The sequence below is a fragment of the Gillisella terrae genome, from assembly GCF_004801395.1.
Lineage (GTDB): Bacteria > Pseudomonadota > Alphaproteobacteria > Rhizobiales > Rhizobiaceae > Allorhizobium > Allorhizobium terrae.
In genome coordinates this window covers 95,230-119,558 of record NZ_SSOA01000008.1, presented here as the reverse complement: position 1 = coordinate 119,558, position 24,329 = coordinate 95,230, and the positions used below count along the sequence as shown (strand labels likewise).

The following is a 24,329-nucleotide window of genomic DNA, read 5'->3' as shown; positions in this document are numbered from 1 at the left end:
CGAAAAATCAGTGGCCCGCGTCTGCGGGCACCACCGCAGAAGGCTTTTTAATCAGGCTCGTCATCACGGTCAGGATACAAAAAAGCACGGTAAGCCCAAGAAACACATCAATAAATGCCATGATCCACGCCTGCTGATTGACCATGCCTGCCAGTTTTTTCAGCGCTGCGGCATCGCCATCCAGACCAAACATGCCAAGCCGACCAGATACCTGAGCAAGCCAGTTCATGGCAGCCGGATTGCTGGGGTTCACATGTTCAACCAATCGGGCATAATGCTCATCGGTGCGCTGGGTCAGCATGGTGTTGATAATGGCAAGGCCAACAGCACCGCCCAGATTACGGGTGAGGTTATAGAGCCCGGACGCGTTCTTGATGCGCTCTGGCGGCAAGGTGCCCAGCGCAATATTGTTGATCGGCACCATGCAAATCATCAGACCACAGCCGCGCAAGATCTGCGGAATCAGCAGCTCATAAAAATCCCAATCAGCCGTCAATCCGGTGACCATATAGGTACCCACGCCAAAGCTGATAAAGCCTGACGCCATCATGATGCGCGGGTCCATCTTGACCGAAAGCCTGCCCGCGATTGGTGCCGTCATGAACATGGCGAGACCGGATACGAACATGGTTTCACCGATGGCCAGACTGTCATAGCCACGCACCCGCGCGAGGTAGAGAGGATAGAGATAGGTCAAGCCATAGAGACCAATGCCCATTACGAAGGAAAACAGCGACCCAAAGGCAAAATTGCGATTGGTGAAGGCTTTCAGATCAACGATTGGCAATTCCTGGGTGAAGGCCCGATAGAAAAACAGGATGCCACCTGCGGTCATGACAATGGCACCCCAGACAATCCGCTGGTCATTGAACCAGTCCTTGCTGTTGCCCTCTTCCAGCACATATTCCATCGCACCCAAAAACAGCGCCATGGCCAACAGCCCCCACCAGTCGAATTTCTTCAGCAGCGAGCGATCTGGCTTGTCAAAATCCACGAAGGACCAAACGGTCAAAGACACGATGATGCCGGGAATAACATTGACCAGAAACAGCCAGTGCCAGGACATGGCGTGGCTAATATAGCCGCCAACGGTTGGGCCAATCGTGGGCGCAAGGGTCGCGACAAGACCAATCAACGGCGAGACAAAGCTGCGCTTTGACGGCGGAAAGATCGTGAAAGCTGCCGCAAACACCGACGGAATCATACCACCGCCGATAAAGCCCTGAATGGCACGATAGATGATCATCTGATTGATATCGGTCGCGGTCGCCGCCAGCGCGCTCGACAGCGTAAAGCCTGCGGCCGCCAGCGTGAAAAGCACCCGCGTTGACAGAATCCGCGCCAGAATCCCCGACAAGGGAATCATGATCACTTCGGCAATCAGATAGGCGGTCTGCACCCAGGCCACCTCTTCCGTGCCCGCCCCAAGGCCAGCCTGAATTTCGGACAGGGAAGCCGAGACGATCTGGATATCCAGGATCGCCATGAACATGCCAAACACCATGGCAATAAAGCCAATCATGACCCGTGGATCAATGGTGTCGGATGGAGCCGCCTGCGCGGTGGGTGTCACTGTCGCTGCCATAGCGCTTGCCTCGCACTCCGCGCTTTACTTTGCGCTGTCCTTGTTTGGTGCCGTGCGCGTATCCACTTCAGCAATAACGCTTAAGCCCGCCTTCAGAAAGCCCTTGTCCAGAACGTCTTGCGGGATAGCAATGCGAACAGGAACGCGCTGAATGATCTTGGTGAAATTGCCGGTGGCGTTTTCAGGCGGCAGCATGGAAAACACCGAACCAGAGCCAGCGGCCAAAGACACAACCGTGCCTTCAATCGGCGTTTTGCCATAGGCATCGACGTGCAGTTTCACTTTCGAGCCAGGAACAATATCGGAAATCTGTGTTTCCTTGAAATTGGCGTCCACATAGAGCTTGTCAACCGGCACCAATGACGCCAGCCGCGAACCACTCGACACCAGATTGCCCACCTGCACACCCAGATTGCCAATGACGCCATCATAGGGGGCGCGCAAAACGGTGAAATCCAGATTGCGCTGGGCCTGCGCAACAGCCAACTCCTGCGTCTTCACGCCCGCTTCGGCCTCAGCCTTTTGCGCTTTCAGCACGGAAAGATTGGCGTTGGCCGATGCAACAGCCGCAACGGCGGCCGCAACATTGGCTTTGCCGGTTTCCAGCGCAGAGGTTGCCGAATCCAGCTCGGCCTGTGACATGACAGACTGCGCCCGAAGATCGGTGACACGCTTGAAGGTCAATTCTGCCGAATGCAGGGTTGCCTGAGCGGCCAGCAGCTGCGCCTGCGCCTGCTGAACAGCGGCTTCCCCGCCGATCACTTGTGCAGCCACGCGGTCAACGGTCAGCTTCTGGGTGGCAAGCTGGCTCTGGGCCTGCTGAAGGGCAATGCGATAATCACCATCATCAAGGGTAACCATGACGTCGCCCGCTTTGACATGCTGGTTATCCGCAATCGAAACAGTTTGAACGTAGCCCGTCACCTTTGGCGAAATTGTTGCAATGTCACCCGAAATATAAGCGTCATCCGTTTCGACCATGAACCGGCCTTCGGTCCACCAGTTGTAGCCGAAATATCCACCGCCAGCCAGAAGCGCCAACAGGATCACCGGCAAAACCGGGCTGCGCTTTTTGGCAGATTTTGCAGCAACCTTGCCGGCGGGGCTTGCAGCCTCGGCGGAGGCACCTGACTGCCTGCTCACAGTCTCTTCCTGTCCACTTCCAGGTTGCAGCGCAGCATCATCAGAAACACCTGAAGCGCGAACTGCGCCCTTTATGGGAGATACAGACATCAAAATCACCATCAATGGAACGAAAGAGAAATTTAATCGAACGAAACCGTTCGGTTCGATTTGACATAGAGCGTTTTTTGCCACATATCAAGCCGCGATCAGGATTTATTCAGCCGATTACACATCTTGAGGTTAATTTTTGGAACACGAAGCCAATATCGCGACGGGTACTCAGGAAGAGCAGGAGGCAGAAAAGCGCTGCCAGCCCGGCGCAGGTCGCTTCGCGGCCGGCGCAGACCCGGCCAAACGAGAGCAAATTCTCGAAGGCGCAAGGCGTGCGTTCATGACCTATGGGTTCGATGCCACCAGCATGAACCACATCACCCGCGAGGCTGGCGTCTCCAAGGGAACGCTCTATGTTTATTTTGAGAACAAGGAAGACCTGTTCTCGGCTTTGATTGAAACCAACAAGCAAAAATTTGCCGCCACCTTGCGCGATATTTTGGCCGAAGAAGGCGACGTTCGAGATCTTCTGCACAAATATGGCAAGACATTTGCCATGTATATTCTGACAAGCGAGATGACCGGCGCCATCCGCATCCTGCTGGGTGTGATTGACCGCATGCCCGGCCTCTGTCGCAGCTTCATGCAATTTGGGCCAGAAAATGCCCGCTCTGTTCTGGAAGTCTTTTTGCACAAACAAGTCAGTCTGGGGCATCTGCACATTGACAATGTGCAACTGGCGGCACGCCAGTATATTGAGTTGGCCACGGGCACGTTTTTCAAGGAAAGGCTGTTTGGCCAGCCCAATGCAGAGGACCTCGAAAAAGAGGTCGATATGGTGATTGACAGTGCTTTGCACCTGTTCATGCTCGGCTACGGTCCAAAATAAAGCCGGTTGATGGCTCTACTCAGGCGCATGTTCCTGCTTATATAGGCGTTAAACTCCGCACACCATCACCAGCGGAGTGGAGACCGGGGACATATATGCAAGACATTTTGGTTTTAGCCAGCAGCCCAGCGGCGTGGATCGCCCTTATCAGCCTCATCGCCATGGAGGTTGTGCTTGGCATCGACAATCTGGTTTTTATTTCCATCCTGACCAACAAACTTCCGGCCCAACAGCGGGAAAAAGCAAGGCGGATCGGCATTGGTCTTGCCCTTGTCATGCGACTGGCCCTGCTGGGCACCGTGGCCTGGATCGTCAAACTCACCGATCCAGTCTTTACGCTGTTTGACCACGGCTTTTCATGGAAAGACATGATCCTTATTGCTGGTGGTCTTTTTCTGGTCTGGAAGGCCACCAAGGAAATCCACCATACTGTGGACCCGGTTGACAAGGACGGCGAGTTTCTCACCACCTCAACCACAGCCACAATGGGCGCGGTGATTGGTCAGATTTTGCTGCTCGATCTGGTGTTTTCGGTCGATAGCATCATCACCGCCGTTGGCATGACAGAGCATGTCATCATCATGGTTATTGCGGTGATTGTTGCCGTCACCGCTATGTTGCTGGCCGCCAATCCGCTGGGGCGCTTCATTGAGAAAAACCCCACCGTAGTCATGCTGGCTCTGGGCTTTTTGATGATGATCGGCATGACGTTGATTGCCGATGGCATGGGCTTCCATGTGCCAAAGGGCTATATTTACGCCGCCATGGCCTTCTCGGCGCTGGTCGAGGGGCTGAACATGATGGCACGCCGCAAAAAGAAAAGCCAAAGCAAGGCACCAGACCAGCATACGCTGCATTAGTGTCTGTCAGGCGCTCAGCATGGTCGATCAGCGATTGGCCATGCACCTACGCTGGAACAAATGCGCCGTGTGATGCATTCTGCCAAAGACCTCGCACCATCGGGACATCCATGACACATCAACAGATTCTCGCCTTTTCCGTTATCGGCGTCATGATGCTCGCATTCATGTGGGACAAGATACGCTATGACGTGGTCGCCGGGCTCACCCTGCTGGCAGCCGTTGCGCTTGGCCTCGTGCCATCAGACAAGGCCTTTTCCGGCTTTTCGGATGACATTGTTATCATTGTTGGCAGCGCCCTTGTGGTCAGCGCGGGCGTGGCCCGCTCCGGCCTTGTTGATGCCGCCATCAAGAAATTCTTTCCCAATCTGACTTCGCTGCGCGCCCAGATGTTGCTTTTGGTGCTGACGGTTACGGTGCTGTCAGCCTTCATCAAAAACATCGGCGCTTTGGCGATCATGATGCCGGTTGCCTTTCAATTTGCCCGTAAATCCAACAACCCTCCATCGATATTTCTGATGCCCATGGCCTTTGGTGCCCTGCTGGGTGGATTGATGACTCAAATCGGCACCTCACCCAATATTGTCGTCTCGCGACTGCGAGGCGAATTGACTGGCACGCCCTTTACCATGTTCGACTTCACCCCGGTGGGGGCAACGCTTGCTGCCGCAGGTGTGGTCTTTCTGATGTTTTTCTACTGGCTGGTGCCTAAGCGGCAAAACCAGAACCCAACCGTGCAAGAAGCGCTCGGCAGTTCCAATTTTGTCACCGAAGCGACCCTGCCCGAAGGCTCAAACCTCAAGGGAAAGCCGCTGCGTGATCTGCTTAGCCCCGCCTCTGGCGAGGTCATTGCCACGGCAATTTTGCGGGGCCACAGCCGTATCTCGCCCTTCCCCGATATCGTGCTGCAAGCCAATGACACGTTGTTGCTCGAAGGCCCTTCCGAGGCATTGGACCGGGTGGTCAGCCAGTCCGCCCTCAAGCTTTCCGGCAAGAAAGGCGGTTCCAGCAATGAAGTGACGGCGATTGAAGCGGTGATTGGCCCAACCTCAACCCTCAAAGGCCTGTCGGCGCGCGATATTTCGCTCTTCAATACCTATGGGATCAACCTTCTTGCCGTCAGCCGCAAGGGCAAGCGCATCAAGGAGCGTCTGGCCGAAGTGATGCTGCGGCCCGGCGATGTTGTGGTGTTGCAAGGCCATCGCAAGGCGTTGCCGGCTGTGCTGAAAGAATTGGGCTGTCTGCCTTTGGCCGAGCGCGAGATTTTGCTGGGCACCACCCGCAGCATGTTGATCCCTGTTTTGATCCTGATTGCCGCCATGGGGTCAACAGCGCTCGGTATTGCGCCCGTGGCGGTTGCGTTTTTTGCCGCCGCTGTTGCCATGGTGGTTTTTCGGGTCATTCCGCTCAATGACCTTTATCAGGCCGTGGACGGCCCCATTCTGGTGATGCTGGCAGCGCTGATTCCGGTCAGTGACACCTTGCGCACAACCGGTGCCAGCGACGTCATTGCCGCCTGGCTTGGTGATGTTGCCCATAATCTTCCGCCCTATGGCGCGTTGACGCTGATTTTGGTCACCGCCATGGCCGTCACACCCTTTCTCAACAACGCCGCCACCGTTCTGGTCATGGCCCCGATTGCCGCAAGCTTTGCGCAAAATCTGGGCTATCGGCCCGAAGCCTTCCTGATGGCGGTGGCCATTGGCGCGGGCTGTGATTTTCTCACCCCCATTGGCCATCAATGCAACACGCTAGTGATGGGACCGGGCGGCTATCGCTTTAGCGATTATCCACGGCTTGGCCTGCCCCTGTCATTTTTGATCATCGTGGTTGCCATCCCCACCCTCATTCTGTTCTGGCCGATAAAGTGACCTAAAACGATCAATCAGGGCGACGTGTCCTCCGCTCATGATGAGGGGGCATTGATGCTCTTAAAAGAAAAAGAGCCTGCGTGGGGTACGCAGGCTCTCTTGGGGGAGGGTTTCATAACAAAGGTTGCGCGGTTAGTGCGGAACCGTTGCCACATATATATCACGTCAAAAGCGGTAAGGCGGCCGCAGCTGTTATCGTCATCTATACGTGGCACAACCTGTGTTATGATCTAAAAACGCGAGTGGCTCAAAATGGTTCCACGCAAATCCATTTTTATTATAAGCCACGCCAGTCTTAACCTGCGCGGGCGTTTCATGGGTTTTCCTTGACGCTTGGCCTTGAATATGGCCTAAGGCAAGCACAAGGAAATTTGCTGAAAAATATGCCTGCCAAGGGCATTTCTGCATTTTTTAACATCATCATTCTCAAGGTGCCCGTTTGGCCGCCTGAATGCGAATACGAGAAAAACCATGACCACTTCCGGCGTCCGCGTCCGCATTGCTCCATCTCCCACTGGCGAGCCCCATGTTGGCACCGCCTACATCGCGCTGTTCAACTATCTGTTTGCCAAAAAACACGGTGGCGAGTTCATCCTGCGTATCGAAGATACCGATGCGACCCGCTCCACGGCTGAGTTTGAGCAAAAGGTGCTGGATGCGCTGAAATGGACCGGCTTGTCCTGGGCCGAAGGCCCGGATGTGGGTGGCCCTTATGGCCCATACCGCCAGTCGGAGCGCAAGGACACCTATCGTCCCTTCGTCGATAAAATGGTCAATGAAGGCAATGCATTTCGCTGTTTCTGCACGCCGGAGCGGCTGGAGCAGATGCGCGAAGCCCAGCGCGCTGCTGGCAAGCCGCCCGGCTATGACGGCCACTGCCTGAATTTGAAAGCCGAAGAAGTCACCGCCCGCATGGAAGCCGGTGAGCCTTCGGTTGTGCGCCTGAAAATCCCCACCTCCGGCTCTTGTGATTTCCACGATGGCGTTTATGGCGATGTGTCGATTCCGTGGGAAAGCGTCGATATGCAGGTTCTGCTCAAGGCAGACGGCATGCCGACCTACCATATGGCCAATGTGGTCGATGACCATCTGATGAAAATCACCCATGTGGCCCGTGGTGAAGAGTGGCTGGCCTCGGTGCCAAAGCACATCCTGATCTACAAATATCTCGGCCTTGAGCCGCCGGTGTTCATGCACCTCAGCCTGATGCGCAATGCCGACAAATCCAAACTGTCGAAGCGCAAGAACCCGACCTCGATTTCCTATTATTCGGCACTGGGCTATCTGCCAGAAGCACTGATGAACTTCCTGGGCCTGTTCTTCATGCAAATCGCCGAAGGCGAAGAGCTTTTGGACATGGACCAGCTGATTGCCAATTTCGACCCAGACAATCTCTCCAAGGCCGGTGCGATTTTCGACATTCAGAAATTGGATTGGCTGAACGGCCGCTGGCTGCGCGAAAAGCTGACACCGGAAGAGTTTTTGGGCCGGGTGTTTGAGTGGGCATCCGAAAATGACCGCCTGACCGAAGCCCTGAAACTGGCGCAGAGCCGCGTGACCAAGCTGGGCGAATTGCCAAACCTTGCAGGCTTCATGCTCTCCAACGATGTCGGCCTGACGCCCGCTTCTTTTGCCGGGCTCAAGACCACGCCTGCCGATACATTGGAAATCGTCACCACCGTACAGGCCGATCTGGAAAAAATTCTGGAATGGAATGTGGCGACCATTGAAGAAGAGCTGCGCGCCATCTCGGAGCGCATGGGCAAGAAGCTGCGCGTGGTGACACCGCCGCTGTTTGTGGCCGTGTCTGGCAGCCAGCGCTCACTTCCGCTGTTTGACAGCATGGCGCTGTTGGGCCGCTCTGTGGTGCGTCAGCGTCTTAAAGTGGCCATTCAAGTGCTGAAAACTATGGTTGGTGCCGCCTGATTGGCGCAACACATCCCTCCCTCGACCGGGGAGGGTGACCACCCTTGATCTCAAATTCCGTGCCCGATAGGCGACCAAGATGACCGAAACAAAGACCGAAACCGCCCTCTCCTCCGACGCCACCGAAGTGCGCCGCCAGAAACTGGCGCTGCTGCGCGAACAAATTGGCGATGTCTACCCCGCCCATTTTCACCGCACCACAACCACAGCGGAACTGGCGGAAAAATACGCCGAGCTGGAGCCGGACACGGAGACCGGCGAGACGGTGACGGTGGCTGGCCGCATCTATTCCTCGCGCAATTCCGGCATGTTCATGGACCTGCGCGATGCATCGGGCAAGATCCAGATTTTCAGCCACAAGGACACGACACCGGAAGCGGCCCGCGCCATGCTGCCGATGATCGATCTCGGTGATATTATCGGCGTCACAGGTCAGGTTCGCCGCACCAAGCGTGGTGAGCTGACCATCAATGCCGAAACCATCACCATGCTGACCAAGACGCTGCTGCCCATGCCGGAGAAATACCACGGCGTGGCAGACATCGAGGTGCGCTATCGCAAGCGCCATCTGGATATTCTCACCAATGAGGAATCCAAGCTGCGCTTTCAACAGCGCTCCAAAATCGTCTCCGGCATTCGCCGCTTTATGGAGAGCGACGGCTTCATGGAGGTGGAAACCCCCATGCTGCAATCCATCTACGGCGGTGCGTCTGCCGATCCGTTCAAGACCCACCACAACACGCTGAAGCAGGACATGTATCTGCGCATTGCGCCGGAACTCTTCCTCAAGCGCACGCTGGTGTCGGGCCTGTCCGACAAGATTTTTGAAATCAACCGCAACTTCCGCAATGAAGGTGTCTCCACACGGCATAATCCAGAATTCACCATGATGGAATGCTACTGGGCTTACGCCGACTATGAAGATGTGATGGATCTGGTGGAACGCCTGTTCGCTGATCTGGCCATGCGCATCCACGGCTCCACTGAATTTGCCTTTGGTGACAAGGAAATCTCCTTCAAGGGCCCGTTCAAGCGCGTGCCGATGCCCGATGCCGTCAAGGAGGCCACCGGCATTGATTTCCTGGCCATCAAGACCGACGAGGAAGCCCGTGCGGCATCCAAGGCCGCAGGTTTTGCGGTTGAAAAAGACTGGACCTGGGGCGAATGCCTGTCCTTCATCTTTGAAGAAAAGGTCGAAGGCACGCTGATCCAGCCAAGCCATGTCACCCATTTCCCGAAAGACATTTCGCCTTTCGCCAAGGAAGTCCCCGGCGAGCCACGTCTGGTCGAGCGGTTTGAAACCTATTGCAACGCCTGGGAAATCGGCAACGCCTTCTCTGAGCTGAACGACCCGGAAGAGCAGCGCAAGCGCATGGTCGAGCAGCTTGAGCAGGCCCATGCCCGAGGCGAAAAAGACAAGCAGCTTGACGATGAATTCCTCGACGCCATTGATCAGGGCATGCCACCGGCTGGCGGCCTTGGCATCGGCGTCGACCGCTTGATCATGCTGTTGACCAACGCGCCATCGATCCGCGACATCATTCTGTTCCCGGCCCGCCGCGCCAAAGCAGACTGATCAGAAAGCCCCCCACCCACCCACCAAAAAAAGCCCGCCGCGAGAGGATCGCGGCGGGCTTTTTTCATTTCCATAGGGACCGTCTGATCAGAAAAGCCGGAGGCTACTGCATAATTCCTTAAATCGGAATCGATTTAAGGTGAAAATTATGCAGCAGATTAAATGTGTTACAGCGCCGTGCGCCATATTTGGCGCACGGCGCTGTATGGTTTCCTCAACAACCTTTAATGTGACTTTTGGTCTACCACCACCGGCTTGCTATTCTCTTCGGATTTTTTGCCTCCAAAGATCATCGACTTCACAGAGGTCAGCACGCTGTTATCGACCACCGGCTCGACAGTCGCAACAATCTCTGCGGGCTTTGTCACAGGCTCTGGTGTGGCATGATCTTCAGGCTTTTTCGCAGATGCCTCGCCACTATGCGAATTTGGCTGCGCCTCGGCCTTTGGTCCTTCGATGTTTGGCACCGCTGGCTGTGCGTCGCCATGGGCGTCAGTCGCTGGCTTTTCTTCCGCTCCAAAAATCATGTTCTTGATGGAGGCAATCATGCCGGGCTTTTCTTCCGCAGGGGCAGGCGTTGCCGCCTCAGTGCCGTGTTCGCCTGCTGGCTTTGCATCAGCGCCCCCTTCACCACCATGGGCGCTTTCGGCCGGTGCTGCCTTTTCACCTTCGCTGGCCTTGGCCTTCAGCTCGCCTTCGGGCAGAACTGGAACAGGCTTCTCGCATTCAACCTTGTCTGTCATCTTGGCCATAATGGCCGCAGCATTGTTGGTTGGCAGGTTCACCGTGGTGCCGTAAAAATCGCCGTTGATTGTCGCGTTAGCATCCACATAGCGCGCCGTGAGTTTTGGCCGGTTCACGCCCGAAGGAAGCGCCTTGGGATCCCGAATATAGACAACATCCGCCCCGATGGCGTGGCCGCGGATGCCTGAACGATCGGTCGGGCCATTTTTATCGAGCACCACCACCTGCACCAGATCAACTTTGCGGCTATCGGCAACGGCTTTTGCCACCCGCAACGCAGTTTTGATGCGATTTACACCATCGGCGTGATCAACAGAAACGTATTTGCGCACCCAGACCTGATCTTTGTGATGAATATCAACCGAGCCAACCTCCATGCATGAAAGACCATTCAAATCGGCATAGGATGGGCCGATCAGTCGATCACGTCCAATGAAAACGGCAGCCGCACCCGTGGCATTGCACACCACGCATACGCCGATAAATATCCATAACATTTTCCGCGTCAGGCGGATTTTGCCAAATAGTTTCTTCATGAGGATACCCACATCCCGCGGAAAAGGCGCATTGTTTCACGCCTTTCCAACTTCTCTTGAAGAGACAATTGGCTTCATTGCATTGCGGAACACTTAATTTCGGCGGTAAGGGGCCACAACAGACGGTGGAATTTACCAGCGTAGTTAACGCGTGGTTACATCTAAAAATTGAATAAAATTCAGGTTTTAGCGTTGCTCGCCCGGCGCGACACCACATGTTCGCGCCAAACGGTGAAGAGACCTGCCGCCACAACGATGATCGATCCAATCACCATATTGACTTTTAACGTCTCTTGAAAAACAACCACGGCGATTAGCGATCCCAGCACCAGCTGAAAATATCCAATCGGTTGCAGCACCACCGCATCGAGCTTTTCATAGGCTTTGATCAGGCAAAGGTGCCCGACAATACCCGTGCAACAAAGAGCCGCCAGCCAGAACCAGTCCGCAGGCGCAACCGCCGTAAAATAAAAAGGTGCCAGGCAATTGGCCCCGACAAAGCCGACCATGCACATGTAAAAAAAGCTGGTAACGGGCGGATCCGTGCGGCTGACCAGCCGGGTCAGGATGCCATAAAACGCACCAGATACGGCGCAAATCAACGGCAAAATCATCACCGGGTTAAAGCTTCCCGATCGCGGTGACAAAATCAGCAACACGCCGACCAGCCCCACACAAATCGCCGTCCAGCGCCGCCAGCCCACTTTCTCGCCCAGCAGCGGAACAGACAAAAGGGCAATGAAAATCGGCCCGGAGGCAAAAATCGCCTGCGATTGACCGAGCCCGACATAATAAAAGGCAGATATCGACACCAGAATCTGCGTACCCAGCAGCAAACCGCGCACAATCTGCAAGACAGGACGTGTGCTTTTGAGCGCAACCTTGAAGCCCTGTTTGGAGCGTGCGGCCATAACAAGCGCAAAGGCGGCAAAGGCCCAATAGCGCACCGTGGCCACCACAATCGGCGAATAACTGTCACCCAGATGTTTGGAAATGCCATCCTGAATGGAAAAGACCGTGAAAGCGATGAACGCAAAGAGATAGCCAAGCGGGTTCGATTTCATTCACGCCATCGAAGTCTGGAGTTCGCTCTCGAAAAATGAAAATCTTTTCGGAGATGGATAAGGACACGTCTATCCTTTTCAAAGATATATCAGCTTTTTGTCGCAAGAGAACCGCAGATAGAGCACGACAGCCGTTAAAATACGATCACGTCCGTCCCCCAGCACGTTTTAACCAGAAGCCGCAGCCACTGCTGCATAATTCCTTAAACCGATTCTGATTTATAGAATTATGCAATATCATGATCCGGCATGCGGATGTTAAGGAGAAGGCAATGCAGTTGACAATCAAAGCGGGGCTCATTGTCACCAGTCTCGGATGGATGTGCGCGACCTCTCCTGCCATGAGCCAATCTGTCATCGAAGCGCCGCCCATGAATGACGGCGACAGCCAAACCCGGACACCCACCACCGGCATGCCTGATCCCTATCTCTGGCATGTCACAGGTCTGCCGAAAGGCTCGGACCTTCCGGTGCTGTCTGGTGCCGGACCCAATTTTCGCATTATCAACACGTTGAATGAAGGCACGCCTGTGGACCGGCAAACCTGCACGGAAAGCCGCGGTGGCTATTGGTGCCGCATTGCCACCTATGATCGCCCGCGCATCAGTGGCTGGGTTGATGGTCGCTTTTTGAAAAAGACTGGCGGTGAGCCGGAGGACAGCATTGGCGGCCTGCCGGGCGGCCCTTATCTCGATATGCCAATTCGGCCCAAACGCGACCGCTATGGCGATTGGCAAGTGCCGAATGCCTTTGGCAAGGGCAGAAACGATTTCAATCAGTAAGAGCAAGCAAAAAGGGCGCAGTTTGCACCGCGCCCTTTTTTCATTTTCTCAACGTCCTTAAGCAGCCAGCTTCTTGGCCACCATGCCGCGCAGCGTGCCCAGGTCTTTCGCAAAGGCGCGAATACCTTCCGCCAGCTTTTCTGTTGCCATGGCATCTTCATTCATCGCCCAGCGGAAAGCCTTCTCATCCAGCGACACGCGCGGATCAGGCGTGGTCTTGGATGGAGACAACAGCCGGGGCAGATCGCCGGTGGCCGAATCCAACTCGTCCAGCAGCGCCGGGCTAATGGTCAGGCGGTCGCAACCGGCCAGCGCTTCAATTTCGCCCGCGTTGCGGAAGGATGCGCCCATGACAATGGTCTCAATGCCATTGACCTTGTAGTAATTGTAGATTGAGCGCACCGACACCACGCCCGGATCGGTCTCGGATGTGTAGTTCTCGCCGGTGGATTTCTTGTACCAATCGAGAATACGGCCGACGAAAGGCGAAATCAGAAACACCTTGGCATCGGCGCAGGCAATGGCCTGAGCCTTGGAGAACAGCAGGGTGAGATTGCAATCAATGCCTTCCTTCTGCAACACTTCGGCGGCGCGAATGCCTTCCCAGGTGGAGGCCAGCTTGATCAGGATACGATCCTTCTCAATGCCACGCTCTTTGTATTGAGCAATGATTGAGCGGGCCTTGGTCAGCGAAGCTTGTGTGTCAAACGAAAGGTCTGCATCCACTTCGGTGGAAACGCGACCGGGCACCAGCTTGGCAAGTGCCGCACCCACCGAGATGGCCAGACGATCAGCAACGGCTTCGGTCACCGCTTCAGAGCTGCCATTCTGGCCCTTGCCCCATTTGACCGCCTCTTCAATGGCGTCAGCAAACATCTCTGTGCCAAGGGCTTTCAGAACAATTGAGGGATTGGTGGTGCAATCCACCGGCTTGATGCGGGCCACGGCTTCGATGTCGCCGGTGTCGGCAACAACGGTGGTCATGGCGCGGAGCTGTTCAAGTTTCGAAGTCATCCGTTCATTCCTTCAGGTCATTCGCGTGAATGCTGATCGGGCATTTGGTTTCGCAAAACAAACGAAAATGCCTCCTCTTTGTTCCAAATATCGGCAGTTAGCCGCGCGAAGTCAAGACATTTGTCTTGTCGATTTGACAAATGTTTCACGCGTTGCGATAGTGAACCATCCTAAACGGGGACGACATGACACCGTGGCCAAACTGCGACGTGATAGCCAAAGCACCCAATCCGAAGCGTCATCGCAGCGGCTGCGCGCCGCATGGCTCTACTACAATCAAGGCCTGACGCAAAAGGATGTGGCGGAAAAGCTCGGCATTAGCCGCTCCACCGTTATTCGTATGCTGGATGAGGCGCTGAAACGCTCCGAAGTGCAAATCTGGATTGCTGATGGCATTGATGATTGCGTTGAACTGGCGGTAAAACTGGAAAAGGCCTATGGGCTGGATGAGGCCGTGGTGGTCCCCTCCCCGCAGGATCAGCAGGCAACATCAATTGCCCGCGCCGTTGGCCTGGCGCTTGGCCAGTTTCTCACCGAAGTGATCACCGATAACACCACCATCGGCGTCGGCTGGGGCCGCACCATGACGGCCTCGCTCAACGGCTTTCGCCCGCCGCGCCGCGAAAATTGCAAAATCGTCTCGTTGCTGGGCGGCATTGTCACTGTCCACCAAACCAACCCGATTGATTACACATGGCGGCTGGCCAGCCAGCTTGGGGCGGAATGCTATATGTTTCTGGCCCCGCTGCTGGTGGATTCCATTGCCACCAAACGGGCGCTGATTGAGCAATGCGGCTTGAAAACCATCTATGATCTGGCCGAAAACCTCGACCTCGCCGTGGTCTCCTGCGGCGACATCCGCCCGCAATCCACCTCGCTCTCAGAAGGGTTTATCTCGCGCCAGACGCTGGAAGAGCTGATACAAGCTGGCTGCGTCTGCGACACCATGTTCAATTTTCTCGACGCTGACGGTCGCACCATCGATCACCCGATCAATGAAACGGTGATGTCTGTCGATCTCGACACGCTGAAAAAAGCCAAACACATCGTCATCGCCTCCGGCGGTGCCCACCGCGCCCCCGCCATCCGCGCCACCATCCGCCGCATTGGCTGTAATACGTTGATTACTGATGAGGCGGCAGCGCGGGAGTTGTTGGGGTTGGGTGAGAGGGTAGCTTAGATAAAAGCTCTAACTTCCGAGAGCACATGGTATACTCTACCGATGCAGCTTCAGGTATCAGTTGAGTACGCAAAAAATATACGCAAAACTTTGCGTCAAACCTCAACCTAAGATTTTATATATTGATGCCTCATTTAGCGCCAGCTATAACAGCTAAATTCTCCGCGGTACCTATTTAAAACGATGCTCCAACTTGTGGGTCTGCCTCTTCGGAACCATTGGTTAACATGGTGCAAAGAAAAGGCTAATCGATGACAATTATTCTTTCTGCTCCCAAGAAAAAGCCCAATTATTTCGATGCGGGCTTTAGCGGCATTGTCGCCGTTCTAGAGGCGTTAGGCCCTACCGGCCCTAATATCCCGAACGTTCTCTCAAATCTGAAATCAGGGTTCGATGCACTTAAAGGTATAACTGAAGACGAACCGGGTCATCGTGCCTGGATTTGGGCATATAAAACACTCAGCTACGCAGCTAGCGATGTACTAAAAGCCCAACTCATCAAAGCGCCGCTATCAGGACAAAAAGACGATGCTGTAAAGGAATTTCTGGAAGCCTCAACGCAGTTCGAGGGGCAGGAGCTTGATGGCCTCGCATTGACCAACCCCGGCATATCACCCCTATTTAACAATGCTCACAAAGCATTAGGGACAATGATTCTGAAAGCGACTACAGGATCAGATTTAGGCGTAGATACTCTCGATGAACGCTTTAAGCAGGCTTTACGCACAGGCTCAAGTCGTACACTTTGCGAAGATCCGGTGTATTTCCGTGTACTTGAAGACGGGCTTACAGGACTGGCCGGGGAAGGTGCTCGCCGTGATGGCCACTGGGCACGCCATGCGAATTGGGTTTCTTACCAATACACCGACGCCCCTATATTTTCTCCCGATGAGGAGGAGATCATTCCGTTGGAAGCTGTTTACCTCCCGCCGCGGTGCTTTTGGCATCAAACCAAAAAAGATGCGAAAAAGGATGGTACGGAAGTATTACACAAGACCGCCCATGTAGCTAACCTGCACCGCACCGCGCACGACTGGCTTGCCAGTGACGCACGGCATAATCCCATTCGAGTAGTAACTGGCGGCCCCGGCAGCGGCAAGTCTTCTTTCGCCCGTGCTTTCGCGCATGAAGTGATCCAACGGGGGGCGCATCGCGTCCTGTTTCTCCAGCTCCAGCACATGACACTCACAGGTTCTCTACATGACGACATTGCGCGCTATGTTGACCGCCGTGACACTTCAACCGGGCACTCCGGCAGTCCTGGCCTTCCCGGAAATCCCCTCGATTGGCGCAAAACGGATGAAGTACCAATTCTAATGATCTTTGACGGCCTGGATGAGCTGTCGACAAAAGATGAAGAGGGCGAGCGCAACGCCCGCGAACTCCTGCTTGCTCTCAAGCTTATGCTATCGCCAATGAACACCGATGGCACGCCTATTCGTGCACTCGTTTTGGGGCGCAATTTGGCATGTCAAGCCGCAATGACTGCTGCCAACATACCTTTAGAACACATGCTTAACGTCGCACCCATCACAAAGATGAATCATGCAACTTGCATGATGAGGTCACCAGATGACGATATTCGAGACCCCGAGCATCTAATGGATGCTGACCAACGTGTGAACTACTGGAAGAACTGGGCCACTCTCAAAGGTCTTAACTCAAAAGAAATTCCAGATGCCATCACATCCACCAGTATGAGAGAGCTTACAGTTGAGCCGCTTCTCCTGCATCTTTTGATTATCTCAAAATATTGTGGAGATGACTGGGAAACTGCTGCTAACAACAAAAACGTCGTTTATGAGGACATCTTACAGAAGATATTTGAGCGAAACAAAAACAAGCCGCATTTTCGGGCAGCGGGTGTCGACGAGCCACTTTTTTTTGAATTCATGGAATGCCTTGGGATTGCCGCATGGCGCGGCAATGGCCGCACTGGTGACGAAAATGATTTTCGCCAAATCCGCAAACTGCATTTGAACCGCGAAAGGAAATTCAAGGACTTTCCCGCAGCGAGCTTAAAATCTGTTGCTTTAAATATTCACACCCGTGCAGGGCAAGAAGACGCAAGCAGCGGCTTTGAGTTCATCCACAAAAGCTTTGGTGAGTACCTCGCTGCCCGAGGCCTACTGTACCACGCCTTGAAAACAGCAACAGCACTCGAGGAAAATGAGCCAGAAGACTTAGAACAACAGTGGTGTCAAATCATTGGTTTCGCCGAATTAACACCTGAAATTATTAGTTTCCTCTATGATGAAGCGCGCTTGAAACTAACTCCAGATACAGCGGCCAAGCAAAAAAACTCACTGACTGAGTTAATCAACTGGGCGCTAATGCATGGTTTTTCTGTCAACAAGATAGCACCCGAATTATCTTGGAACGAGCTTGCGACGCAGCAGCGCTGCGCAGTCTCCGCTCTTATCGCCAGCGCTTCAGCGATGGCAACTGTCATTCCGATCGGTGATTGGGACACTGCTGAATTTAACGCCCCTTGGACAGTGAACATCGATTGGCCGAAATCTCAAAAATTTTCAACAAAAGATCAGCTCAATAATATTGGAGTGTCAGTTGAAACAACTGTGATCGGTGCACTGCGCAGAATCAACGTTTCTGACCAAAGCCTTTGGGATTGTAGCCTAAGTAGAACGAACCTTGAGGGTGCTGACCTCCGCTACACAACTGCTACATGGAGCCTTTTAATTGGCTCCAACTTGGAGCATGCAAGTCTGTCGGGGTTCGATGCCACGAATGCTATATTCATTGACACAAACCTAAGAGGGTGCTGCTTATATGCAGCGAGGTTTCCGTATTCCAAATTTGAAGGTGTAGACATGCGATCGTGCGATCTCCGTAAGGCAGACTTTTCTAATGTGGTTGCCCCAACTGGCGGGCGTTATAATATGTTAAATCCTTATACAGGATTAAGTGTAAAAGGCTCTATCGATCTTGAAGGAGCAGACTTGACAGAAGCTGATTTGTCCGGTGCTGATCTGTCCGGTGTTCTAAATCTATCTATTGATGCTGTGAATTCGGCCTTTGGGAATGCAAACACCAAACTTCCTGATTATATAGATCGTGATAAGGTGACTTGGTTAATTGAAAATACCAGCAAGCCAAAACACCATCTTGTGCATCACCAAACACGGTTCAAACAAAGAATGAAAAGAAAGAGTAATCTACAGGAGCGCAGTAAGAAAGCCCCTTAAGCCACTCGTAAATCATTGACTTGCATGAAAAGATATCCAGTGCCATAATAGGCTAGAGGCTATGAATTGCCGCTGGAGCCTTTCCGAATATTCTCTGCCGACAAGTTGTCCATTGCGGATGTGGGGGAAAGAATTCATATGTGACCGCCAGAATCAGCGGCTTTCCAATGTCTCAAAGCCGAAAAGCGCGGGCCCAACTCACCCTACCTGCCCCGCTTCCCACCCCAACATCGCCCGCTTCCGCGTCAGCCCCCAATGATACCCCGTCAGCGCCCCGCTTTTCCCCAGCGCCCGATGGCATGGCACCACGAAGGAAATCGGGTTGCGGCCCACGGCGGCACCGACGGCGCGGCTGGCGGTGGGTTGGCCGATGTTTTGGGCAATATTGGAATAGGTGACGGCTTTGCCCATGGGAATGGTCAGCAGGTTTTGCCACACGCGCACCTGAAAATCCGAGCCAATCAGCACCACCCGCAAAGGCTGCTCGGCCTGCCAGCAGGTGGGGTCAAAAATCCGCTGCACATAGGTCTGGATGGCTGCCTGATCTTCAACAAATGTCGCCATGGGCCAGCGTCCTGCCATATCCTGATAGCAGGCTTGTTCCTCGCCGAGATCGCAAAAGCCAAGGCCTGCCAAGCCGCGATCTGTGACCATCACCAGAGCTTGCCCAAAGGGTGACGGGTGGAAACCATGACGAATGGTGAGGCCAAAACCCTTTGCCTTCCACTCGCCGGGCGACATGGCTTCGTGGGTGACAAACAGATCGTGCAGCCGCCCCGGCCCGGACAGGCCAAGCTCGAACGATGCTTCCAGCAGCGGCAGGCCTTCCTGCCCCAGCAGGCGTTTGGCGTGGTCCAGCGTCACCGCTTGCAAGAAGGCTTTTGGCGATAGGCCCGCCCAGCGGGTGAAGGTCTTTTGCAATTGGCTGGGGGATTGCCCAAGCTTTTCGGCAATGGTTTCCAAGGCTGGCTGATCGCGATAGTCCAGCGTCAGCATTTCAATCACCCGGCGCACGGTTTCATAATCGCCGCCGTCCGGGGTGATGTCTTGTGCCGTTTTCAGATCAATAGCGTTTGCAAATGTCATGGTCGTGCCCTTCTCTTGCAACAGCTTGACCATGGCTTTCAAAAAAGCGCCACCCGTTTCTTGCCAAATATTACAAGCGGCGCGTGACCGTTGCCAAAGCGCCGCGAAAGGCTTTGGCAAAGCTTTCCCGATCATCGGGGTTGAGAAAGGAGCCAATATCGGTGGAGCGGCCCTGCCCGTAGACCGACATGGACAAAATGCCAAACTCCTCATGGCGGCGCACAAAGAAGCGTGCCCAAAACGGATGCCATTGAAACTCGGTCATTTTGCCAGCGGGGGTGAATTTTCGAACCATCACTTGGCTGCGCGACACCGTCACTTCCTCACGGGCTTTGGCAGCGTGATAATTCATGCGAAACGCGCCATAGAGCAGCAGAAAATCCAGCCCGAAGAAAAAGCCAATCGGCCACGCGCCGGTGGCGAGGAAAAAACCACCGTAACCAAAGCAAATCAGGCCGGAAAGCATCAGCATGATGCGAAAGCCCTTTCGGCCAAGCGAACGATAGGGTACGAGTTCGGCAGCGAAAATCGGTTGATCGGCAGTCTCGTTCATCGACGTCCCCTCCCACAAACCTTTTTGTGACGATAGCATGAAATCAAGCAGCCAAAGTTTGAAAAAGTCAATTTCAAAACCCGCACCCAAACGGGCGGCCCGCAGCGCTTATTCCAAGGCAGAGTTGGAAGAGATGTTTCGCCGCCTCTCGGTGCAGCGGCCAGAGCCGAAAGGCGAGCTGGAGCATGTGAACCCGTTTACGCTGGTGGTGGCGGTGGCGCTTTCAGCGCAGGCCACCGATGCGGGCGTCAACAAGGCGACGCGGGCGCTGTTTAAAGTGGCCGATACGCCTGAAAAAATGGTGGCTTTGGGCGAGGAGAAAATTCAGGATTACATCAAAACCATTGGCCTTTATCGCAACAAGGCCAAAAACGTGATGTTGCTGAGCCAAAAGCTGATTGATGATTTTGGCTCTGAAGTGCCCAAAACCCGCGAAGAGCTGATGACGCTGCCCGGCGTGGGCCGCAAGACCGCCAATGTGGTGATGTCCATGGCCTTTGGTATTCCCACCATGGCGGTGGATACCCATATTTTGCGCATTGGCAACCGCATCAAGCTGGCACCGGGCAAAACGCCAGATGAGATTGAAGAAATCTTGATGCGGATTATTCCCAAACAGTATCTCTATCACGCCCATCATTGGCTGATCCTGCTGGGGCGTTACTGTTGCAAGGCACGCAGGCCCGAATGCGAGAACTGCGTGCTGGCTGATCTGTGCAAATCGCCGGAAAAGACCTGCGATGTGCCAGCGCCGCTGGTAGAATTACCGCCGCAAATTATCGGCTGAAAACAGCGGATCCTTGGCCGAGAGCTTTTTATGCACATGCACCATAAAACCCGCGGCAAACAAAGGGGTCAGCAGGTTTAAAATCGGGATAGCCAAAAAGCCGGCAATCACCAGACCGGCAAGGAAAATGGTGCCCGAATGTTTGCGGCGAAACTCCATGGCTTCGCGCCGGGGCCGCAGCCGCATGGCGGCAAATTCAAAAAACTCGCGCCCCAGCAGATAGCCGTTGACCAGAAAAAACGCGGCAATATTGATGCCCGGCACAAACAAGAGAAGCAGTGCAATCAGATTGCCGACAATGACAATGCCGAAAAACTGGAGCGATTGCACAAGCGCATCAAACAGCGGCATGGCCGACCCTGCCGGATCAGACGGATAATCGCGCCGCTCCACCACCTCGGCCACATCATCCAGAAACAGCCCGGCAATAATGGCGGTGACCGGGGCCAGCAAAAGCGCCAGCACCAAAGCCAGCCCAACGCTGGCAAAAAGCCCCATGAGAAACACCATCCATCCGGCCCAATCGGGCATGGCTGGAAAGAAGCTGGCAAACCACGGCCACAGATAAAAGACAAATGCTTCACGCAGTGTAAGCCACAAGGCGGCAAGCACAGCAATCGTCAGGCCCAGAACTTTCCAGAAAACAGACCGGGTTTCTGGCGCAAACAAATTCCGAAAGGACAAGGCGGCGGCATCAAGAATCATCAGGCTCTCCATACAATTGAGCCTGATGTGGGAATCCGCTAGCCCAGCGGCAAGGAAAAATCGTCAAGCAAAGGCCATTCAGGCCACTTTGGCGACCAGATCGTCTTCCAGTCGCGACAGAAGATCACGGCAGACAGGATCGTCGCGCTCTACGCCATGCAAGAGAATATCCCTTGCTGCATCAAGATCGGCTGGTTCGGCGTAATAGGCATAAAACTCGCCCAAAACAGCAAAGGCAGCCATTTCGCCACATTCTATCGCAAGTTCCAGAATGTCACGCGCGCCATCCAGATCAATATCGCCGCCGACGCCCTTCATGCGGAAGCGCCCCAGATTGACCATGGCAATGGTGTGGCCATTGTCTGATGCCATTTCAAACCACAGCTTGGCCTGCGCATAATCCGGCTCGGCCTCGCCGCCTCCGGTGGCCGCCAGCACCGCCATTTGGAACTGCGCTGCGACATCGCCCTTCAAGGCAGCTTTTTCAAGCCATGTCACAGCTTCAATGCTATTGACCGGCACATCAATGCCGTTCCGATAGCGCCGCTCCAGCTCTCGGCATGCCTTTTGGTCGCCCATGCGCCCCAAGGCTGTGAGCCAGCGCATACCGCGCTGGCGATCACGCTCCGGGTGGGTCTCATCCAGATAATAAGTCGCCAATTCTTCAATGGAGGCGCGGTAACCCTTGGCGGCGGCGGCGCTCAACAAGCGCAGCGCCCGCTCCTCATCCACATCGGTGCCGAGGCCTTTGAGAAACTGCAAAGCAAGATAGTGACGGGCCGTATTGTTGCCTGCCGCTGCCGCATATTTGAAATACGGCAATGCCCGTGCATAATCCACCTCACCGAGATGACCGCCAGCATAGAGCGTGCCCATGCCTAAAAAGGCACGCACATGCCCGACTTTGACCGCGGGTTCATAACACACCACAGCCGTCTCGGCATCCACCTCACCACCAATGCCTGAAGCCAGAAGATAGCCCGCCAGCGCGGAGCCATCCACATTGCCGCGACTATGGGCAAGAAGGGCATAATGGCGGGCCAGTTCGGGTTCACAGAACAATTGCGAGGCTGCGCTACCAGAAGTTTGAGCGCGGCGCTCGGGCGAGATCAAAAACAAACGGGCTGCCAGCGCCATCGAGGGCACATGGCCTGCGTCGGCTGCAAATTGTGCCAGATGGCGGGCCTGCTCCAGATCGCAAATCACCCCGCGGCCCATTTCATACAGCCGCGCCATTTCATAGCAGGCACCGACATGACCGCCCTTTGCCGCGCGCTTCAATGCTGCTGCGGCCAAAGGCATATGGCCGTTGGCCAGCTTTTTCATGCCGAAATGATAGGCTCGCGTGACAGAAAAACCCCGCACAAAACCGAGCAATGACATCATGATACCCGCATTCCTTCCCTCATCACCGACAATGCTCCTTGCAAAAAGCCAGGCCATTGCGGTCTGGTGCAAGAAGGAGGCTCCGACGTTGCATCCACAGGCACCAAACCCGATCTATCGCTTTGAAATGCGCCATCCTTCAACCGATCCCGGTCTGCGGACGAGTGCAAAAGCGCCATAGGCGGTCGGCGTCGTTTCTGCCTCAACAATCTGGCAAGCGAAGTAACCGCCAGAAAGCCTCTCTATTCTCATGTTGCAATTTGTCTGCCCGGCAAAACGGTTTCCACCTCTCCCTGGCAAACTCCAGTATTCAAAAAACACAATCCATGCGTCATCGCCTGAAAACCTACAGCGTCGTGCGCCACACATGGCGCACAAAGGACGCTGTAACACATTTAAGTTGCTGCATAATTTTCACCTTGAATCGATTCCGATTTAAGGTGAAAATTATGCAGTAGGGCGATGCCAAACGGACGCCTGCGCGCACACTCGCTCAGCGCCATTTGGCCCCACCTTAGGAGCCCAAGCTTTCGCCATGCTGGAGAAAAATCATTTTTATCGGGATGCGGTTTTGATGTGTGGTGTGAAAGCTCAACACCCGTCTGTCATCCCGGCCTCAAAAAGAGGTGTGCAGCAGCAACAGCGCCGCTTTGAAAAGCGCCAGCACAACGCCGCCAACCACAACAAGAGAGATGACAAAAACAACGCTGCCCGCAAGGGCATAGATGCCATCTTTCTCAAGCAGAGCAAACGCAAACAGCGATAGTGCCAAAGCGGGCAGCATATTGCCCAAGGGGATGGGCAGTGCCAAAAGGATCGCCAGAATAAAGGCCATCAAGCCCAGGCCATACTCAGCCGGGGGGCGCACCAAGCCTTCCCATCGCGGCTTCAAAAAGCGCTCGCCACGCGCCAGCCAGGGTGTAATCCGCGTGATAATCGCTTTGAAATCGCCATGGCTCATGGAGCGATTGGCGATAAATTTCGGCAACCACGGCTGCATTCCCAGCATCAGCTGAAAACACAAAAACACCAGAGGTGCCCCGGTGATGGCCGACGTGCCGGGTGGCGTGGGCACAATATTGGGGAGGGCAAAAATCAGGATCAGCGCGCCAAAAGCACGATCGCCCATGGCTGTGAACAGGTCGGCAACCGATACCCGTTCACGGGTGTCATCATTGGCAATACGATTGAGGATTTCCGAGAGCCGGTTGGCGTGGACAGCATGGCCATGATCTGTATGGGTATGACCTGCGTGCTGTTCACCCGCGCTGCTTTCAGAATCCACCATGAACACTCCAGACTTTTTCGTTGCGATGCAAGACACCGGCACTGATATGGAAAGGCCATGACGAGACTACAATGACAAAGCGAAAACTTTCACAGAACTGACAAAAAGAAAAGCT

General features: G+C 54.5%; 19 protein-coding genes. 9 read left to right on the top strand and 10 right to left on the bottom strand.

Annotated elements, in window-relative coordinates:
• Positions 1 to 7: 7 nt before the first annotated feature.
• Positions 8 to 1,585 (bottom strand): DHA2 family efflux MFS transporter permease subunit, encoded by a 1,578-nt coding sequence (locus tag E6C51_RS14825; protein ID WP_146936653.1) that lies wholly within the window; start codon positions 1,583 to 1,585, stop codon positions 8 to 10.
• A 24-nt stretch (positions 1,586 to 1,609) separates the two neighbouring features.
• Positions 1,610 to 2,830, bottom strand: a complete 1,221-nt coding sequence (locus E6C51_RS14820; protein WP_456236718.1) for an HlyD family efflux transporter periplasmic adaptor subunit — start codon at positions 2,828 to 2,830, stop codon at positions 1,610 to 1,612.
• A gap of 127 nt (positions 2,831 to 2,957) precedes the next feature.
• On the opposite strand from E6C51_RS14820, the gene E6C51_RS14815 reads away from it, so the two are divergent.
• The 5 genes from E6C51_RS14815 to lysS all read left to right on the top strand — a co-directional run bounded on the left by E6C51_RS14815 (position 2,958) and on the right by lysS (position 9,883).
• Complete coding sequence (locus tag E6C51_RS14815) at positions 2,958 to 3,650, top strand: TetR/AcrR family transcriptional regulator (protein ID WP_407920818.1); 693 nt, start codon at positions 2,958 to 2,960, stop codon at positions 3,648 to 3,650.
• 95 nt (positions 3,651 to 3,745) lie between these two features.
• Complete coding sequence (locus E6C51_RS14810; RefSeq protein WP_190236524.1) at positions 3,746 to 4,510, top strand: TerC family protein; 765 nt, start codon at positions 3,746 to 3,748, stop codon at positions 4,508 to 4,510.
• Positions 4,511 to 4,620: 110 nt separating this feature from the next.
• Positions 4,621 to 6,381: an SLC13 family permease gene (locus E6C51_RS14805; RefSeq protein WP_190236523.1), complete on the top strand. Its 1,761-nt coding sequence runs from the start codon at positions 4,621 to 4,623 to the stop codon at positions 6,379 to 6,381.
• Positions 6,382 to 6,852: 471 nt separating this feature from the next.
• Entirely contained in the window at positions 6,853 to 8,307 is a 1,455-nt protein-coding gene (gltX, locus tag E6C51_RS14800; RefSeq protein WP_190236522.1) for a glutamate--tRNA ligase, read from the top strand.
• 79 nt (positions 8,308 to 8,386) lie between these two features.
• Entirely contained in the window at positions 8,387 to 9,883 is a 1,497-nt protein-coding gene (lysS, locus tag E6C51_RS14795) for a lysine--tRNA ligase (protein ID WP_146936643.1), read from the top strand.
• Between the two features lie 224 nt (positions 9,884 to 10,107).
• Here the strand turns inward: lysS and E6C51_RS14790 are convergent, their stop codons facing one another.
• Together E6C51_RS14790 and E6C51_RS14785 are read right to left on the bottom strand one after the other, a co-directional pair.
• A complete protein-coding gene (locus tag E6C51_RS14790; RefSeq protein WP_190236521.1) occupies positions 10,108 to 11,163 on the bottom strand; it encodes a hypothetical protein in 1,056 nt (351 codons plus the stop codon).
• A 179-nt stretch (positions 11,164 to 11,342) separates the two neighbouring features.
• Complete coding sequence (locus E6C51_RS14785; protein ID WP_190236520.1) at positions 11,343 to 12,227, bottom strand: DMT family transporter; 885 nt, start codon at positions 12,225 to 12,227, stop codon at positions 11,343 to 11,345.
• 272 nt (positions 12,228 to 12,499) lie between these two features.
• Here E6C51_RS14785 and E6C51_RS14780 point away from each other — a divergent pair, with 272 nt between their 5' ends.
• Positions 12,500 to 13,009 carry an SH3 domain-containing protein gene (locus E6C51_RS14780; protein WP_190236519.1) on the top strand — a complete coding sequence of 170 codons (510 nt, stop codon included), beginning with the start codon at positions 12,500 to 12,502 and terminating at the stop codon, positions 13,007 to 13,009.
• 57 nt (positions 13,010 to 13,066) lie between these two features.
• Here the strand turns inward: E6C51_RS14780 and tal are convergent, their stop codons facing one another.
• The gene (gene tal / locus E6C51_RS14775; protein WP_190236518.1) at positions 13,067 to 14,023 is read right to left on the bottom strand and encodes a transaldolase; all 957 of its coding nucleotides are present in this window, start codon (positions 14,021 to 14,023) and stop codon (positions 13,067 to 13,069) included.
• Positions 14,024 to 14,216: 193 nt separating this feature from the next.
• On the opposite strand from tal, the gene E6C51_RS14770 reads away from it, so the two are divergent.
• Together E6C51_RS14770 and E6C51_RS14765 are read left to right on the top strand one after the other, a co-directional pair.
• On the top strand, positions 14,217 to 15,203 hold the full coding sequence (locus E6C51_RS14770; protein ID WP_190236517.1) for a sugar-binding transcriptional regulator: 987 nt from the start codon (positions 14,217 to 14,219) through the stop codon (positions 15,201 to 15,203).
• Between the two features lie 251 nt (positions 15,204 to 15,454).
• Positions 15,455 to 18,409, top strand: a complete 2,955-nt coding sequence (locus E6C51_RS14765; protein WP_190236516.1) for an NACHT domain-containing protein — start codon at positions 15,455 to 15,457, stop codon at positions 18,407 to 18,409.
• Positions 18,410 to 18,607: 198 nt separating this feature from the next.
• Here E6C51_RS14765 and E6C51_RS14760 read toward each other — a convergent pair whose 3' ends face one another.
• Both E6C51_RS14760 and E6C51_RS14755 read right to left on the bottom strand, forming a co-directional pair.
• Entirely contained in the window at positions 18,608 to 19,495 is an 888-nt protein-coding gene (locus E6C51_RS14760) for a methylated-DNA--[protein]-cysteine S-methyltransferase (RefSeq protein ID WP_190236515.1), read from the bottom strand.
• Between the two features lie 70 nt (positions 19,496 to 19,565).
• Positions 19,566 to 20,048 carry a DUF2244 domain-containing protein gene (locus tag E6C51_RS14755; protein ID WP_146937061.1) on the bottom strand — a complete coding sequence of 161 codons (483 nt, stop codon included), beginning with the start codon at positions 20,046 to 20,048 and terminating at the stop codon, positions 19,566 to 19,568.
• 37 nt (positions 20,049 to 20,085) lie between these two features.
• Here E6C51_RS14755 and nth point away from each other — a divergent pair, with 37 nt between their 5' ends.
• Positions 20,086 to 20,835, top strand: coding sequence for an endonuclease III (gene nth / locus E6C51_RS14750; protein ID WP_146937063.1), 750 nt, complete (start codon positions 20,086 to 20,088; stop codon positions 20,833 to 20,835).
• Here the strand turns inward: nth and E6C51_RS14745 are convergent.
• The 3 genes from E6C51_RS14745 to E6C51_RS14735 form a co-directional block, all read right to left on the bottom strand.
• The gene (locus E6C51_RS14745; protein WP_190236514.1) at positions 20,812 to 21,540 is read right to left on the bottom strand and encodes a sulfate transporter family protein; all 729 of its coding nucleotides are present in this window, start codon (positions 21,538 to 21,540) and stop codon (positions 20,812 to 20,814) included. The two genes, nth and E6C51_RS14745, sit on opposite strands and share 24 nt — an antisense overlap.
• Before the next feature lie 78 nt (positions 21,541 to 21,618).
• Entirely contained in the window at positions 21,619 to 22,926 is a 1,308-nt protein-coding gene (locus tag E6C51_RS14740; protein WP_190236513.1) for an SEL1-like repeat protein, read from the bottom strand.
• Positions 22,927 to 23,542: 616 nt separating this feature from the next.
• Complete coding sequence (locus tag E6C51_RS14735) at positions 23,543 to 24,214, bottom strand: exopolysaccharide biosynthesis protein (protein ID WP_146937069.1); 672 nt, start codon at positions 24,212 to 24,214, stop codon at positions 23,543 to 23,545.
• Positions 24,215 to 24,329: the final 115 nt, after the last annotated feature.